At 62.4% G+C, this 15,973-nt stretch carries 18 protein-coding genes; 12 read left to right on the top strand and 6 right to left on the bottom strand.

All coding sequences use genetic code 11. The annotated features are described in order from the left end of the window. Window positions 1-129: 129 nt before the first annotated feature. A complete protein-coding gene (locus C2L66_RS30875; RefSeq protein ID WP_054931623.1) occupies window positions 130-1,035 on the bottom strand; it encodes a LysR family transcriptional regulator in 906 nt (301 codons plus the stop codon). Window positions 1,036-1,130: 95 nt separating this feature from the next. Here C2L66_RS30875 and C2L66_RS30870 point away from each other — a divergent pair, with 95 nt between their 5' ends. The 11 genes from C2L66_RS30870 (at window position 1,131) to C2L66_RS30825 (ending at window position 8,413) form a co-directional block, all read left to right on the top strand. After that, window positions 1,131-2,081, top strand: coding sequence for a ketopantoate reductase family protein (locus C2L66_RS30870; protein ID WP_054931632.1), 951 nt, complete (start codon window positions 1,131-1,133; stop codon window positions 2,079-2,081). Then, complete coding sequence (locus C2L66_RS30865; protein ID WP_054931622.1) at window positions 2,078-2,470, top strand: VOC family protein; 393 nt, start codon at window positions 2,078-2,080, stop codon at window positions 2,468-2,470. Before C2L66_RS30870 ends, C2L66_RS30865 begins: the two co-directional genes overlap by 4 nt. 1 nt (window position 2,471) lies before the next feature. After that, window positions 2,472-2,930: a MaoC family dehydratase gene (locus tag C2L66_RS30860; protein WP_054931621.1), complete on the top strand. Its 459-nt coding sequence runs from the start codon at window positions 2,472-2,474 to the stop codon at window positions 2,928-2,930. Then, a complete protein-coding gene (locus tag C2L66_RS30855; RefSeq protein WP_054931620.1) occupies window positions 2,930-4,150 on the top strand; it encodes a CaiB/BaiF CoA transferase family protein in 1,221 nt (406 codons plus the stop codon). Before C2L66_RS30860 ends, C2L66_RS30855 begins: the two co-directional genes overlap by 1 nt. Then, entirely contained in the window at window positions 4,150-4,983 is an 834-nt protein-coding gene (gene aroE, locus C2L66_RS30850; RefSeq protein ID WP_054931631.1) for a shikimate dehydrogenase, read from the top strand. Before C2L66_RS30855 ends, aroE begins: the two co-directional genes overlap by 1 nt. Window positions 4,984-5,002: 19 nt before the next feature. Next, window positions 5,003-5,449, top strand: coding sequence for a type II 3-dehydroquinate dehydratase (gene aroQ, locus C2L66_RS30845; protein WP_054931619.1), 447 nt, complete (start codon window positions 5,003-5,005; stop codon window positions 5,447-5,449). A 251-nt stretch (window positions 5,450-5,700) separates the two neighbouring features. Beyond that, the gene (locus C2L66_RS40915) at window positions 5,701-5,982 is read left to right on the top strand and encodes a hypothetical protein (RefSeq protein WP_146174447.1); all 282 of its coding nucleotides are present in this window, start codon (window positions 5,701-5,703) and stop codon (window positions 5,980-5,982) included. 178 nt (window positions 5,983-6,160) lie between these two features. Further along, complete coding sequence (locus tag C2L66_RS30840) at window positions 6,161-6,763, top strand: sigma-70 family RNA polymerase sigma factor (RefSeq protein ID WP_322789554.1); 603 nt, start codon at window positions 6,161-6,163, stop codon at window positions 6,761-6,763. Further along, entirely contained in the window at window positions 6,760-7,479 is a 720-nt protein-coding gene (locus C2L66_RS30835; protein ID WP_060609994.1) for an anti-sigma factor, read from the top strand. The genes C2L66_RS30840 and C2L66_RS30835 overlap by 4 nt, the downstream gene beginning before the upstream one ends. A 132-nt stretch (window positions 7,480-7,611) precedes the next feature. After that, on the top strand, window positions 7,612-7,875 hold the full coding sequence (locus tag C2L66_RS30830; protein ID WP_060609991.1) for a PepSY domain-containing protein: 264 nt from the start codon (window positions 7,612-7,614) through the stop codon (window positions 7,873-7,875). 13 nt (window positions 7,876-7,888) lie between these two features. Next, window positions 7,889-8,413 (top strand): cytochrome b/b6 domain-containing protein, encoded by a 525-nt coding sequence (locus C2L66_RS30825; RefSeq protein ID WP_060609988.1) that lies wholly within the window; start codon window positions 7,889-7,891, stop codon window positions 8,411-8,413. Window positions 8,414-8,429: 16 nt separating this feature from the next. Here C2L66_RS30825 and C2L66_RS30820 read toward each other — a convergent pair whose 3' ends face one another. Next, entirely contained in the window at window positions 8,430-9,605 is a 1,176-nt protein-coding gene (locus tag C2L66_RS30820) for a porin (RefSeq protein WP_054931614.1), read from the bottom strand. A 263-nt stretch (window positions 9,606-9,868) separates the two neighbouring features. Here C2L66_RS30820 and C2L66_RS30815 point away from each other — a divergent pair, with 263 nt between their 5' ends. Further along, on the top strand, window positions 9,869-10,486 hold the full coding sequence (locus C2L66_RS30815; RefSeq protein ID WP_060610730.1) for a dihydrofolate reductase family protein: 618 nt from the start codon (window positions 9,869-9,871) through the stop codon (window positions 10,484-10,486). Between the two features lie 217 nt (window positions 10,487-10,703). Here the strand turns inward: C2L66_RS30815 and C2L66_RS30810 are convergent, their stop codons facing one another. From C2L66_RS30810 to C2L66_RS30795, 4 genes are all read right to left on the bottom strand, one after another. Beyond that, window positions 10,704-11,057: a BON domain-containing protein gene (locus tag C2L66_RS30810; protein WP_054931613.1), complete on the bottom strand. Its 354-nt coding sequence runs from the start codon at window positions 11,055-11,057 to the stop codon at window positions 10,704-10,706. A gap of 47 nt (window positions 11,058-11,104) precedes the next feature. Beyond that, window positions 11,105-11,908, bottom strand: a complete 804-nt coding sequence (locus tag C2L66_RS30805) for a hypothetical protein (protein WP_054931612.1) — start codon at window positions 11,906-11,908, stop codon at window positions 11,105-11,107. 70 nt (window positions 11,909-11,978) lie between these two features. Next, window positions 11,979-12,437 carry a YaiI/YqxD family protein gene (locus C2L66_RS30800; protein WP_060610727.1) on the bottom strand — a complete coding sequence of 153 codons (459 nt, stop codon included), beginning with the start codon at window positions 12,435-12,437 and terminating at the stop codon, window positions 11,979-11,981. Between the two features lie 172 nt (window positions 12,438-12,609). Next, window positions 12,610-15,966 (bottom strand): efflux RND transporter permease subunit, encoded by a 3,357-nt coding sequence (locus C2L66_RS30795; protein ID WP_054931611.1) that lies wholly within the window; start codon window positions 15,964-15,966, stop codon window positions 12,610-12,612. Window positions 15,967-15,973: the final 7 nt, after the last annotated feature.

The following is a 15,973-nucleotide window of genomic DNA, read 5'->3' as shown; positions in this document are numbered from 1 at the left end:
CGTCGTTACAGGCGCCCCGGATTACACGATGACGGCGGCACGCTCGGCGCAGTCGGCCAGGCTGTGCGTGTGCGTCGGTTTTCTCGGATCGGAACGCGTACGTACAGAGCTCGTTGCGGACGCCCTGCATCACCGCAAACTGCTGAATAGCTGCGCCACCATATCGCGCAGCCAGCGATTTCCCGCTTCGTGGTGATAGCGGGCGTGCCAGTGCTGCCGCACCGCAAATCCCTCCACCGGCATCGGACACGCATGCACCGACAGTTCATTCACCTTCGCCAGCGTCTCGCCGATATGCCGCGGCAGCGTGGCAATCAGGTCGGTGTTCCTGATGATGGCCCCGAGCCCGAGAAACCCAGGCAGTTCGAGTACCACGTCCCGCTCGACGTGTTCGCGCACGAGCGCCTGCTCCAGCAGTTGCGCCCCCGTCCCTGCCGCGATGGCGACATGGCCTTCGGCGCGGTACTGCTTGAGCCCGAGCTTTCCGCGCACGCGCGGATGATGCTTATTGACCAGACACACCCAGTCCTGCGTGTACAACTGCTGCTGGTAAATGCCGCCGCCGAGCCAGGGCACGTGCCCGATCGCAAGGTCTGCCTCGCCAGATTCCAGCGCGCGTTCAGTATTGCCGTCGATCCTTGCCGCTTCCAGACGGATTCCGGGCGCCTGCGCGCGCACGTGCGCCAGCATTCGGGGCAGCAGCGTGATGTGGCTCGCGTCCGTCATGCAGATGCGAAACCGCCGCTTGGCGGTGGTGGGATCGAATGCAATCTCCCACGCCGCGAAGCGCCGCAGCGATTCGAGAATCTCCCGGCACGGGCCGATCAGCGCGTCGGCCTGCGGCGTCGGCGCCATGCCGCCGGGCGTACGGATAAACAGCGGGTCCTGCAGATGCTCGCGCAAACGCCCCAGCCAGATGCTGACGGTCGGCTGACTCTGTCCGAGCTGCTCCGCGACGCGCGTGACATTGCGGACATCGTAGAGAAGATCGAAAAGCTGCAGCAGTTTCAGATCGGGGAGTTCGGCCGGGTTCATAGCATTATTGCCAGTCGTAATGACGTCATTGTATCCATTGCATTGCCGACATGAGCGTCGAATCGTATCTTGATCGTCAGATTAAGGAGACGGCAGTGAAGATTGCGATTCTGGGCGCGGGTGCGCTGGGCTGTGCCATCGGCGCGGCGCTGACCGAAGGCGGCAACGAGGTCTGGTTGCTGAACCGCTCGGCGGCACATGTGGAGGCGATGCGGCGCGACGGTCTACGCGTGGACGACGCGAATGGCTCGCGCCGTGTGGAAGTCAAGGCCACGACGCGTCCTGCCGAAGCCGGAACGGTCGATCTGGTGATCGTGCTGGTCAAGTCGTTTCATACCGATGCGGCCATGCGTGGCGCCCTGGCGCTCGTCGGCCCCGGCACGCTGGTCCTGTCGTTGCAGAACGGCCTCGGGCATGAAGACGTGCTGGCGGACATCGTGGGGCGTGGACGCGTGCTGGCCGGCAAGACCTATGTCGGCGGCGTGATGCGCAATCCGGGGCATATCGAGTCTGGCGTCGCCGGCAAGGCGACTTATATCGGCGAACTCGATGGCGAAATTACCGCCCGTGTGACGGCGATCGCCGAAACATTCAACGCCGCAGGCTTGTCCACCACCGTCAGCGACAACATCGTCGGCACGATGTGGGACAAGTTGCTCGTCAACGTCGCAACCGGCGCGCTGACGGGAACCACCGGCCTCACCTACGGCCAGCTCTACGACGAGCCGCTTCTGAAGACGGCTGCGCTCGCAGCGGTTGCCGAAGCCATCTCGGTCGCCCAGGCCGCTGGCGTAGCCCTCTCCACCACCGATCCCGAGCGTCCGTGGACGCTCGCTGGCGAAGGCCTTTCGGCGTCGTTCAAGACCTCGATGCTGCAAAGCCTCGAAAAAGGCTCCATCACTGAAATCGACTTTATCAACGGCGCGGTCGTGCGCTGGGGCCAACGGCATGGCGTGCCGACGCCCGTCAACGCGACGCTGGTGGCGTGCATCAAGGGCATCGAGCGCGCCATGACCGACCGACAACGCAAGGAGACAACGGCATGAACGGCAGCAGGGCTTATCTGGAGCATGTCGCCATCTGGGTGAAGGACATCCACTGGCACATCCGCTTTTTCGAAGACGTGTTCGGCATGACGATGCGCGAGGTCGACGGCACCGTCGAGGAACCCCGGCAGTACTGGACGCTCGGCGGTCTGCAATTTATTCATAACCCGCAGCATGACGCGCCTGAAGGCCGCCTCGGTCACCTGGGCGTGATGTGCGAAGACATGGAAGCGGCGCTCGCCGCCGCACGACGCCATGACGTCAGCGAAATGCCGCAGGGACGCAACTGGTTGCGCCTGCCGGACGGCCTCGCCGTCGAACTGATTCAGGCCAGGCCCGCCTCGTGTGTGGCGCGGGCACTGGACATCAATCCGCGCGCGGAGGTTTGAGATGACGATCATCGACAAGTACTGGGACGATGCCAACGAGGGCGACGAGTGCGTGAGCCCGAACTACACGGTGACGAAGGAACGCATCCTCGCCTACGCCGACCTCACCGGCGATCACACGCCCGTGCATGTGGACGAGGAATACGCGAACGCGAGCCACTTCGGTTCGATCGTCGCGCACGGTCTGTTTGGCCTGTCTATCGCCGATGGGCTCAAGACCCAAAGCGAATACCGCTTCCTGCCCGGCATGTCGCTCGGCTGGACGTGGGACTTCAACCTTCCGATCAAGGTCAATGACGTGCTGCACGTGAAATTCCGCGTGGGCGCGATGCGCGCGAGCAAGAGCCGCCCGGGCTGGGGGATCGTGGTACTGCCGTCCGAACTGATCAATCAGGACGGCCTGGTCGTCCAGCATGGCGAGCATCGTCTGATGGTGCCGCGCCGGCCGGGAGCGTTCTGATGCAAGCACGTCCTCTCGAAGGGATTCGCGTCGTCGACTACAGCCATTTTCTGGCCGGTCCGTATGTCGGACGCTGTCTCGCGGCGCTCGGCGCCGAAGTCATCAAGGTGGAGCGCCCGGGCAGCGGCGACGCCGGACGTCAGCACGCAACCGTGCTCGACGATGAGCAGAGCGGCTATTTTCTGCAACTGAACATGGGCAAGCGCGGCGTCAGCGTCAATATGCGCGACCCGCGCGGCAAAGAGTTCATGCAGCGGCTGTGCGACTCGGCGGACGTGTTCGTCGAGAACTACCGGCCGGGTGCATTGAACAAACTCGGGCTTGGCTATGACGAACTGTCCGCGCGCAATCCCGGCCTCGTCTACTGCTCGATCTCGGCGTACGGGCATACGGGACCGGACGCACATCGCGCAGGCTTCGGCCTGATCGCCGAAGCGAAGAGCGGGATCATGCAGATGATCGGCACGCCCGGTGAGCCGCCGCCTTTGATGCGCATCTCGCTCGGCGACATGTACACGGGCATTCACGCGGTAGCGGCGATCAATGCCGCCCTGCTCGGCCGCGTGAAGAGCGGGCGCGGCCAGCATATCGACATGGCGCTGTACGACACGCTGGTGTCGATGCATGAATACGCGGTTCAATGCTACACGTTGCAAGGCATCGTGCCGGAGCAGACGGGCCACGATATGCCCACGTCGACGCTCTACGGCGTGTTCCGTGCCGCCGATGGCGACCTCGTGATCGCGGCACAGGTGGACGACGCCTGGAAGCGCTTCGCGGCCATGATAGAGGCGCATGGCGGACCAGACGGATTTGGCACCGACTCACGCTTTCACACGCTCGCGGGACGCAATGCGAACCGCCTGGACATTCTGTCCGTCGTGAAGCCCTGGGTGGCGAGCCGACCCGTCGCGCAGGTGCTTGAACTGCTCGACGGCATCGATGTGCCGTGTGCGAAGGTGCAGCGTATCGACGAGGTTCTTGCCGATCCGCAGATCGTCGCGCGCGGCATGGTGGTCGAACAGGAGCACCCGCGCTACGGGACTTTGCGTCTGCCGAATCTGCCCTTTCGCTTCTCCGACTGCGACACGACGATCCGCGAAGTCGCGCCAGATCTCGGTCAGCACAACGCGGAAGTGGCGCAATCGCTGGGCTTCGGCGCCGCCGAAATCGACGCGATGCAGACTGATGGTGTGTTGTATTCGAAGGTGAGGCCATGATGACTGACCAATACGCGGTGATCGGCAATCCGATCGGCCATACGAAGTCCCCGCTGATCCATGGCCTTTTTGCAGAAGAGACGCAGCAGGCCATGTCCTACACGGCGATCGAAGGTCCGCTGGAGCCGTCAGACGCGTTTGCAGCGACCGTACGCGCGTTCATCGCGGCGGGCGGCAAAGGCATGAACGTGACCGCGCCGTTCAAGCTGAAAGCATTCGCGATGGCCGATGAGCGCAGCGAGCGCGCCGAACTCGCAGGCGCCGCTAACGCGCTGAGCTTCAAGGACGGCCGGATCATTGCCGAGAACTTCGATGGCGTCGGCCTGCTGCGCGACATCGAGATCAATCTGAGCCTGCCGATGGCCGGCAAGCGCGTGCTGGTCCTCGGTGCGGGTGGCGCCGTGCGTGGCGCGTTGCTGCCCTTCCTTGCCGCGCGGCCTGCCGAACTGATCGTCGCCAACCGGGATATCGCGAAGGCTCGGGCACTGGTCGGCCAGGCCGCCACGAGCGGGCCGCTTGCCGCCTGCGGCTACGCCGATCTCGAGGCGATGGGACAGTTCGACCTGGTGGTCAACGCGACGTCGGCCAGCTTGACGGGCGAACTCCCGCCCGTGCCCCCGGGCGTTTTCAGCCCGACGGGCGCGGCCTATGAACTGGCCTACGGCAAACGGCTGACACCGTTCCTGAGACTCGCGCGCAATGCGGGGGTACTGCGTGTCGCCGACGGCGTCGGCATGCTGGTGGAACAGGCAGCAGAAGCGTTCGCGTGGTGGCGCGGCGTGCGGCCCCAGACCCATGCCGTGATCGATCGGCTCACGGTGCCGCTGGACTGAGAATGCGTTGGAGTGACGAATGAAGACGATACTGATGCTTCACGGTATCAACCACAATATGTTTGGCAAGCGCGACCCGGTGCAGTACGGAACGATCACGCTGGCCGAAATCGATGCGAGGCTGCAGGCTCTCGCCGTCGAGCTTGGCGTGCGCGTGGAATCGTTTCAGACCAATAGTGAAGGCGCAATGTGCGAACGCATTCACCGCGCCTTCGAGGAGCGCTGTGACGCCGTGCTGATCAACGCCGGGGCGTGGACGCACTACAGCTACGGTATACGCGACGCGCTGGCTATCCTCACCTGCCCGGTCGTGGAATTGCACATGTCCAATATCCACGCCCGGGAACCGTTCCGGCATCACTCGGTATTCGCCGAGATCGTCGATGGGCAAATCTGCGGCTTTGGAGTGGAAAGCTATCTGCTCGCCTTGCGAGCGGCCGTTCAATTGTCAACGGTCGATTGCTGACGAACTACCGTCGAATTGCCGGAACTGGCCGGGATAGTCACGGGTAAACAGCGTCCGCAAACACGATTCGATCAACGATACGGCTCACTGTTCTGCAAGAGCGACGGCGCCAGCGGCGCGCCGCCGAGGTCACGAGCGACGTCACACAAGCGCGTTACCGACCGTTACAGATGAGCGCGCGTCGAGCGACTATGCTTCAAATGGCCGTCTCACAGTCGGGGCGACCTGGCGAATCGACGGGAAGTCACATCATGAAGCACGCAATCTCGCTGCTGGCAATCGCTGCGGCCGCCTGCGCACCCGCCTCAGCTTCGGCTCAAGCCAATGCGGGTGGCTATTACATGCCGATTCCTGCGCCGCCGCCGCCCGTAACCTACCAATCCCGCTACGCGCCGCCGGGTGCCTATGGGGCGCCGGGCACCTATGTCTATCAGTCCAATCCACCCCCAGTCGTGTATCGGGCACCACCCGTCGGCTATGGCAATGGGCAGGGCGGTGGTTGGCACAGGGGCTGGGAATACAACCGCCGCTGACCGCTGCGCATCCGCGATACGTCCAGCCACGTAAAAAGGGAATCGAATCCGCGCATACGACCGCCCTGGAGGTCCGATGCCCTCGCGACTATTGCCCGATGGCGGGCCGCTGGATGCGCATCACGCTGATACACTACGGGCACGAAGGCGTACCGTGTACAGCCAGCCCGGGTGGAACATGTCCTCAAGGCAACCGAAGGAAATGCGTGACGCGATGCGTACGCCCACGTCTTCGGACACAGTGGGGCACGACGATCTGGATCGCTTGCTATCGGCTGTTGCGTTGCGCGACCGGATTGCGTTCGAAACGCTCTATCGTCGTACGTCTCCCAGGATATTCGCCATCTGCATCAAGGTACTGCGTGACCGGTCCGAAGCCGAAGACACGCTTCAGGATGTGTACGTGACCGCCTGGAACCAGGCGGCCACCTTCAATCCGCAGTTATCGAGCGCCATCACATGGCTCGGCACGATCGCGCGCAATCGCGCAATCGATCGCATCAGACGCCGCCGCACCGTCTCGCTCGACGAAACAACGGTCGAAGAGATCGTCGACGAATCGCCCACTCCCGCTGCACTTGCTCAACTCAGCCAGGAACGCCAGCGGCTCGAATTGTGTCTGCAAGCGCTGCCCGAGACTCAGAGAAAGGCGATCAGGGAGGCATTCTTCACGGGTTCGTCGTACGCCGAGCTGGCCGCGCGAATGAGTGTTCCGCTGGGCACCATGAAAAGCTGGATCCGCCGCAGTCTGATGCAGTTGAAGACGTGTCTTGAAAGATGAATACGCCCGCCTCTTCCGACGACAAAGACCTTCGCTGCGCGGAGTACGTACTCGGCGTGCTCAGCGACGAGGAGCGCCGCGAAATCGAACTCGCATTGCAGCAGGAAGCGGGCATGGCCGAATCGCTCGCGCGTTGGCAAGCGCGTCTGATGCCGCTGAACGAAGACGTGGCGGAGGTGGTGCCGCCTTCACATGTGTGGGACCGTTTGCAAGCACAACTGGGCTGGACGCGGACGGGGCACCGGGCGGGCCTATGGAACAGCTTGTTGTTCTGGCGCTGGACGGGATTGGCGTCGGTCGTTGCCGCTTGCGCGCTCGCCATCGTCCTGACACGCACCGTGATGTTGCACGAAGCCGAGGCCCCGCGCGCAGGTGCGCAATATCTCGTTGCGACGCTCGAACGGCAAGGCGCGGGCGCAGCCTGGACGGCAACGGTGGATGCGCAGCACGCACAGATCGTCGTCGTTCCGCCTCGCGACTTCGTAATCGCCGCCCATCACTCCACGCAGATGTGGATGATTCCGCCCGGCTCGAAACCCGTCTCGCTGGGCGTCATCGATCCGCAGCGCCCGACGATCGTGCACGTCGCGCGGGATCGGCTTCAGCAACTCGGCGCACAGACCACGCTGGCGGTGTCCCTTGAACCGCAAGGGGGATCGCCAACCGGGCAACCCACTGGGCCGGTACTCGCGGCCGGCCGCGTCGAGGGAATCTGACCGTTCGAACGCGGGTGTCGACCTGCGCGAAGGTCGAGATCGTCACTCCTTCTTGAACCCTACAATAAGCTTGCGAACACGCCTGGGTACACGTAGAGTAGGCGCTCGACAAACCAGCACATGAGGTGACGGATGTTCAGGTTCCTGGCGTTATGCGTGGCAATGGGCGTTTCCGGCGCGGCGTTCGCTAAAGCCGATTGCCCGGTTTATCCGAAGAGCGAGTGGATGAAGGAATCGGATGCGCGCGCGCAACTCGAGGCGCAAGGCTACAAGATCAAGAAGTTCAAGGTCGACGGCAACTGCTACGAAATCTACGGCCACAACAAAGAGGGCAAGAAAGTCGAGATCTACTACGACGCCAAGACGCTTGCTGTCGTGAAGTCCGAGATCGACTGACGTCTCGCGCGCGATGCCCGTCAAAACCTGGGACATAGGCGTGCGGTTCACACACTGGACCGTCGCCGGCATCGTCGTGTGGAATCTGTTCGGGCCGACTGACCAGTTGCATCGGGTACTGGGATATATCGCTGCCGGTCTCGTTGCCTGCCGCTTCGGGTGGGGGTTCGTCGGCACGCCGTGCGCACGCTTCTCCGCCTGGTGGCCAACGCCGGCGCACCTGAAAGACTATGTGCGCTCGCTGGCCGCAGGCGCGCCACACCGTCATCTGTCGCACAATCCGCTAGGCGGTCTGATGGCGATCGCACTCTGGCTACTGATTCTGGCACTGGCGCTAAGCGGCTGGCTGATGCGGCTCGACGCGTTCTGGGGCGAAGACTGGCCGCACGACCTTCACACGGTTCTGTCGATAGCGCTGGAAATCTGCGTATGCGTGCACGTTCTGGCGGCCATCATCATGAGCATGTGGACGCGCGACAATCTGATCGGTGCGATGCTGACGGGCTTCAGGCGCGATCCCGGCGACAGGCACTCGTAGCCGAGCGCGTCAGTGTTCAGAACATCTTGCGAATACCGACCGCCACGCCCAGCTGGTTGGTTCGGCCAATGGTATTGGTCGGCACACCGGCGGAATTGACTCCGCCCGGATAGTCGGCGGCGAAGGCGCCCGTGCCGCGCGCCCAGTCCGTGATCGCGTAGATTTCCGACTGCCGGGAGAACGAGTACTCGGCGAGAATCGTAGCCGACTGGTTCACCCCTGTACCGAGCGAACCGTCCAGCCGTTCGGCGTTGCGCGCGTGCCCGTAGTAGTAGGCGAACGTGAAGAGCAATGGGGCGGTGGCTTTCCAGTTCGCACCGACGTAAAACGTGTCGTCGATGCGGTTAGGGCTGGCACCCTTCAATGTCGGCGAGCCAGCCTGCTGCATGTTGACGTCGGTCAAACCCGTCTGATCCTGGCCATGAAGCCAGCCGGCCAGCAGGCGGACGTCGTGCGTGACCTGCCAGGCGCCGCTGATGTGCAGGAAGTTCGTCTTGCCGCCATTGATTGCACTGCCCACACTCGTGCCGACTGCCGAGCCCGTCGCAGAGGTTGGGACGGACACCTGCTGGAAGCCTGCGTTGAGCATGGCCGGGCCATAGGTGTACGTCAGTTCCACGGCGTAGATCGCACCGAGCCCGAGTGCGCCCGGCTGGTTGCCGAAACCATATAGCGCATCCACGGCCAGGTTATAGAACGTGCCTTTGTACTTGACCGCGTTGTTGATTTCCAGGTAACTGCCGATGCCGTTATAGGGCCAACTGTTCTGCCAGTAATTGCCAACGGTCAACGGGTCGAAGATATCGCCCAGGGTGTCGTAAGCGGGCGCGTATTGCCTGCCGAAGGTCAGTGCGCCCCACTTGTCGTTCGACAGACCCACGTAAGCCTGGCGACTGAACAATGTACCCGGAACATGGAGTGTCCCGTTAAAGGCTTCGAAGCCGTTTTCGAGGTGGAAGACTGCGGACCATCCGCCGCCCAGATCCTCGCTGCCCTTCAAGCCCCACCGGCTGTGGGTTTCCGGACCCGAGGTCATGGCAACCTGGTCGTCGCCGCCCGGGCCGGCGTTCGTCTGATAGCGGATGGCTTCATCGACGATGCCGTATAGCGTAACCGAGCTTTGTGCGAATGCCAGCGGTGTCGCGGCAGCGAAAAGTGCACCAATGGCACTTGAAATAACGATCTTTTTCATCAGCGATCCACAGTAATAAGTGAGCCAGCTGGATCAATTTCGTGAACAGGAGCATAGCCCGCCAATTCGTTGCAGCAAAGCGATCTGCCAAAGAGGTGTTGTTTATTTACCGTACTGCGCGAATGAGCGTGAATCGTCTGGCGATTAACCGCGTCGAAGCGTTGCGCGCTTTCTTTGGAAATCGCATTGAGTGGCTGTCGATCGACATGCGATTCGTTCGTCGTATAGATGGAACGATTGGGTCCGTCGACCTGGAGAACCTCATGCGCAAACTCGTGGTTTCTGTTTTCATCAGCCTGGATGGCGTCGTGCAGGCCCCTGGCGGCCCGGACGAAGATCGCAGCGGCGATTTTCGCCTTGGCGGCTGGATTGTTCCCTATGCCGACGAAGCCATTGGCCAGAACTTGCAGGATCTGCTCTCGCAGCCGTTCGAGTTGCTACTTGGCCGTCGCACCTACGACATATTCGCGTCGTATTGGCCACATGTGCCGGCCGATTCTCACAGCCGCACCATCGCCGACCTGTTCAACCGCGTGACCAAGCATGTCGCCACGCACCGGTCAGGTGCGCTCGGCTGGCAGAACAGTCATCCGCTGAAGGGCGACCTTGCCGATGCGATACGTACGCTCAAACGTCAGGACGGCGCCAATCTGTTGACCTTCGGCAGCGGCGACATGCTGCGCCAACTGCTTGCAGCGGGCCTGGTAGATGAGATTCGACTTTTGATTTACCCCATCATGCTTGGGCGCGGCAAGCGCTTGTTCGGCGACAACGCACTCGCGTCGGCCTTCACGCTGGCGCACTCGATCACCACGCCGGGCGGCGTGTTGATTACCCGCTACTTGCGAAACGGCGAGGTGCGTACAGGGACATTCGAATAAGTCGAGTGGCGTTGCTCCCGCCCGTGGAGAACTGCGATTGCCTGCCCGCGCGACCGTGAATCGCGAGACCAGGCATGCCTGAACGATCATCCTTTTCCAATCTATACATCAGCTATCCGAACTATTCGAACTATTCGAACATGAATTGCGGGGTGCACAAATAGTGCGCCACTCTCGTGCAGTATCCCGCACCCCGCAATTCCCAGCGCTCGATGTACTACTGACCGCCTTCCCGAATCGTCAGCGCATTCTTCACCGACGTGACACCGGAAACACCCTTCGCTATCGACGTTGCCTTATCGATCTGCGACGGATCGGTCACACCCCCAGCGAGCGTCACTGCCCCGCCTTTCACGAGAACATTGATCCCCGTCGTATCGACACCGCCCTTCGAAAGCGCCTGAGCCACTTTCTTGCTCAATGCCCGGTTCGCCTTTCTGACGCTGGATTTCGAAGCGCCTTGCGTGGGCGTCGTTGCGCTAGCGGCTTCGCTTCCCTGCGCCCAGGCATTGACGGAAGCAACGACGATCAATGCAGCGCCAGCCAGCTTGAGTGTTTTGAATGCGTTCATTAGTTTCCCCTGTTTAAGTAACTCAACGAAAGATGCTGCCGACTACCTTAAGGTTTCACACTCTCTTGCCTCGCGCCCGTGGCGGCAGCGAGCCGGCTTTGCGCCGGGACGAGCTGGTCGTCCGTGGTCGCCACCAGCCATAGACGCGCGTGTTCCATCAGCTTGCGGTTGTGGTCCTTCAACGGGCCCATCGCGGCTGCCGCCTTCCAGACCACCGGGCCGATCCGGCTCTTGCGGCCCGAGTGCGCGCCTACCAGCAGGCAATAAGGTCCCAACGGAAGCGATACAAACGGCAGACCCGGACTTGCACGCACGCGCCAGTCGATGAATGGCGTCTCGCTGATCAGCAGCGGCGAGGGCAAGCCGTACAGCACACTGAAATCGTACAGCGACAGTTGCTCCCGCACCCCCGCGTACACCCGCCGGATATCGTCGACAACCGCCGCACGGATTTCGTCTTCGAACATCGGCTCCTGGGCATAGCGGGCCGTTGCCTCGCGAGCCTCCGCCTGATAGGCGCTGAATAGGCCGAGCTCCACGCAGTCCTGCACGGCGCGTTGAATCTCCGCGACAGAACCCGCCTCATCCGGCGTGCCCAACTGCGCGGCCCGCAAGAACCGGGCAAGCCCTGCTTCCTGGATCGCCGGGCCTTCTGCGGCTACAGTGTCTTCACTGTCCTTGTCGAGCGGCACATAAATGTACTTCTCTGCCGCGAAACGTGATTTCTTGCCTTCATCGAACTTGATTTCGCCATCGGCGTAATCCAGATAGCGTGTCCCTACCCGACCATGCTCCCAAATCCAGTTCTTCAAAAACGGGCGTAGCGGATGCAGTTTTTCTTGATCGGCCATTGGAACCTCCTGGTGCCCCAGTATAGAGCCAATTCGCCTGTTGAAAACCACAGCGAATCACACTCGACGTTCAGGTCGGCGCCGCGCGATGCCGGGCGAGAAACCGGTCCAGTTGCCCCGCGAAGGTTTTGCTGTCGCGTGAACTGTAGGGCGCTGGACCGCCCGTATCGACGCCCGTGCTGCGCAGTTGATCCATCACGGCACGCATGGTCAGACGTTCCTCGATATTCTCGCGGCTAAACCAGCTTCCGCGCGGGTCGAGCACGAAAGCGCCCTTGTCGAGCGCAGCGGCGGCAAGCGGTATGTCCGCGGTAATCACCAGATCGCCGGCCACGGCCAGTTCGACGATGCGGATATCGGCCGCGTCCGCGCCCGCAGGTACTTGCATTGACTTGATATACGGCGAAGGCGGCGTCTGCAGATAACGGTTTGCAACGAGCGTCACACACACTTCGGCGCGACGCGCGGCCCGAAACAGCATGTCCTTGATGACAACCGGGCAGGCGTCTGCGTCAACCAGCACTTGCATAAAAACCTCGTTCGTAGCATGTGTTCGTTCTTCGGCATTGCGATCAGACGCGAACCATACTACTTCAAAACACGAAAGCGACTCGACAAAGCGCATGTGCTGACGAAAGCGCGTCAGCAAAACGGGCGAGGTTCGCTGCTATCCGCATGCCGCTCGAGCGCGCGTGCGTCCGTCAGACGGGTGCGCCCTCGCCTGGCGCCCCATCCTTCGGCGCGCCGTCTGCTGGTCCGACCGACGCGCCGCCATCGCCGCCGTCGCTATGGTCACCGCCGTGATGCGGCATCTTGTGCGACACCTCGTCGAGCTTGTCGCCGAGCAGGCGGCGCACGACCACATAGAACACGGGAATCAGCAGCAGACCGAGAAACGTTGCAAACAGCATCCCGCCGATCACGCCCGTGCCGATCTCGTGACGTGACGAAGCGCCCGCGCCCGACGAGATCACGAGCGGAAACACGCCGAGAATGAACGCCATCGACGTCATCAGGATCGGACGCAACCGCAGTCGTGCCGCCGTCAGCACCGCGTCGCGCAACGTCATGCCGCGTTGCTGTCCCTCCACCGCGAACTCGACGATCAGGATCGCGTTCTTCGCCGCGAGACCGATCACCGTCACAAGGCCGATCTTGAAGTAGATGTCGTTGGGCACGCTGAAGGTCAGGCAGAACGCGAGCATGCCGAGCATGCCGAGCGGCACCACCAGCAGCACCGACGCGGGTATCGACCAGCTCTCGTACAACGCCGCGAGACACAGAAACACCACCACGATCGACAGTGCCATCAGTGTGGTCGCCGACGACCCCGACAGCAGCTCCTGATACGACTGCCCCGTCCAGTCACCCGCGAAACCGCGTGGCAACTGATGGTTGATGATGTCGTTGAGCGTATCGATCGCTTGCCCCGTCGAGTAGCCGGGCGCGGAGTTGCCGACGATCTCGATTGCCGAATAGCCGTTGTAGCGCGGCAGCACCGTCGGCCCGAAGGCCCATTTGGCATTCACGACGCTGGCGAGCGGCACCATGTTGTAGGGGGCAATCGACGTATTGGCGGGCGACGGATCGACGGGTGCGACAAAACCGTTCGAGCCGACGGCCGTGCCGGTGCTGCCCGTCGTGCCCGAACTGCTCTTGCTCGAAGACGCCTGACCCGACGACCCGCCCGCCGTGAAAACGCTCGGCGTGTAGAGGTGCTGAAGCGCGTCGAGCGACATCCGGAACGGCGCATCCGCCTGGATATAGACACGCTTCACGCGGCCGCCGTAGGTAAACTGATCAATATAGAACGGCGCGAGCTCCATCTCCAGGGTCTGATAAACGTCCGTCAGAGACAGGCCCATCGCCTGCGCCTGCGTACGATCCACCGCGATGTCCAGTTGCGGCGAGTTCGGCAGCGAGTTCGGCCGGATGCCGAACAGCACAGGACTTTTCGCCGCGCTCGTGAGCAGCGTGCGCTCCGCCTCGCCGAGTTCGGCGCGCGATTGCCCCGAGCGCGCCTGCAGATACATGTCGACGCCGCCGAACTGGCTCAGGCCGCGAATGGTCGGCAGGTTCACGGCGAAGATCTGCGCGTCGGGGATCGACGACAGAATGCGGTTGATCTGCGGGATCATCTTCATTGCCGTTTCGGAGCGGTCCTTCCAGTCGGACAGCTTGATGAACGACATGCCGACGTTTTCGCTCGTCCCGACAAAGCTGAAACCCTCGGGCTGGAAAATGCCCACGATGTCCTTGCCGAGCGGACTGTTGGCGAGCTTGTCGCGCAACTCGGCCATCACGTGATCGGTGCGCTGCAAGGTCGAGCCGGATGGCAGGTTGACGAGCGCCAGCACGAAGCCCTGATCCTCGTCGGGCACGAAGCTGGTCGGCAGCTTCGTGTACAGGAAGCCCGTCAGCACCAGCACGATCGCAAATGCCATCATCCAGCGCGGCGCGTGACGCACGGCCTTGCCCACATGGCTGAGATAGTGTTTCGTCGTCCAGTCGAAGGTCCGGTCGAACCAGCGGTAGAACGCGTTTTTCTTCGTCTGATGCTCTGTCCTGAGAATCGCGGCGCACAGCGAAGGGGTGAACGACATCGCCAGAAACGCGGAGAAACCCATCGATACCGCAATCGTCAGCGCGAACTGCGCGTAAATGATGCCCGTTGCGCCGGGCTGCAGCGCGGACGGCACGAACACCGCCGTCAGCACCACCGTGATCGCGATGATGGCGCCCGTGATCTGCTTCATCGCCTTGCGGGTCGCCTCGCGCGGCTCCATATGCTCCTCGCTCATGATGCGCTCGACGTTCTCGATCACGACGATCGCATCGTCCACCACGATACCGATTGCGAGCACCATGCCGAACAGCGTCAACTGGTTGAGCGTGTAATGCAGCGCCGAAAGACCGATGAAGGTGCCGAGCAGCGCGACGGGAATCACCAGCGTCGGAATGATGGTCGCGCGCAGGTTCTGCAGGAAGATCAACATCACGAAGAACACCAGCAGGATCGCCTCGATGAGCGTGCGGATCACGTCCGTGATCGATGCGGTGATAAAGGGCGTGGTGTCGTACGGCACGCTCCATGTGACGCCTTCGGGCAGGTCGCGCGCTAGCGTATCCATCGTCGCCTTGACGGCCTTTTCGACCTTCAGCGCATTCGCGCCCGGCAGCAGGAACACGGCAAGACCGCCGGCCGGCTTGCCGTTGTACACGGGCGCCTGTCCGTAAGTCTGCGAGCCGAACGAGACGCGCGCCACGTCGCTCAGTTTGACCGTGGTGCCGTTGCTGTTCGATAAGACGATGATGTCGCGAAACTGCTGGAGCGACGAAAAAAGACTGTCGCCAGAGACGGTTGCCGTGAACACCTGGCCCTTCACGGCAGGATCGGCGCCGAGCGAACCGGCCGCGAATTGCGCGTTCTGTCCGCTCACGGCGTTGAGCACCTGCGTGGTCGACAGGCCGTAGCTCTGCAGCTTGTCGGGATCGAGCCAGATGCGCACCGCGTATTCCGAACCGAGCAGCGTCGTGTTGCCGACGCCCGTCACCCGGCCGATCACCGGCTGGATCTGCGACGCGAGAATGTCGGAGAGCCGCCCCGCGTCGATCGACGCATTGTTCGACTGCAGCGCGATGAACAACAGAATGTCCGGGCTCGACTTCGCCACGATCACGCCCTGCTGCGTCACCTGCGAGGGCAACAGCGGCTCGGCGAGCGTGACCTTGTTCTGCACCTGCACCTGCGCAATGTCCGGATTGGTGCCCGTCGCGAACGTGAGGATGATCTGCGTCTGGCCATTCGAGCTCGACGTCGAACTGAAGTACAGCAGATTGTCGATGCCCGTGAGCTGCTGCTCGATCACCTGCGTCACGGTCGATTCCATCGTCTGCGCGCTCGCGCCCGGATATTGCGCCGTCACGGTCACTTGCGGCGGCGCGATGTCCGGATACGAATCGATCCCCATGCCGCGCACGGCGATGATGCCGAACAGGCAAATCAGGATCGCGATGACCCACGCGAAAACGGGACGGTCGATAAAGAAACTCGGCATGAGCGCT

It is taken from the genome of Paraburkholderia caribensis (genome assembly GCF_002902945.1).
Lineage (GTDB): Bacteria > Pseudomonadota > Gammaproteobacteria > Burkholderiales > Burkholderiaceae > Paraburkholderia > Paraburkholderia caribensis.
This window is presented reverse-complemented; position numbering and strand designations above follow the sequence as displayed.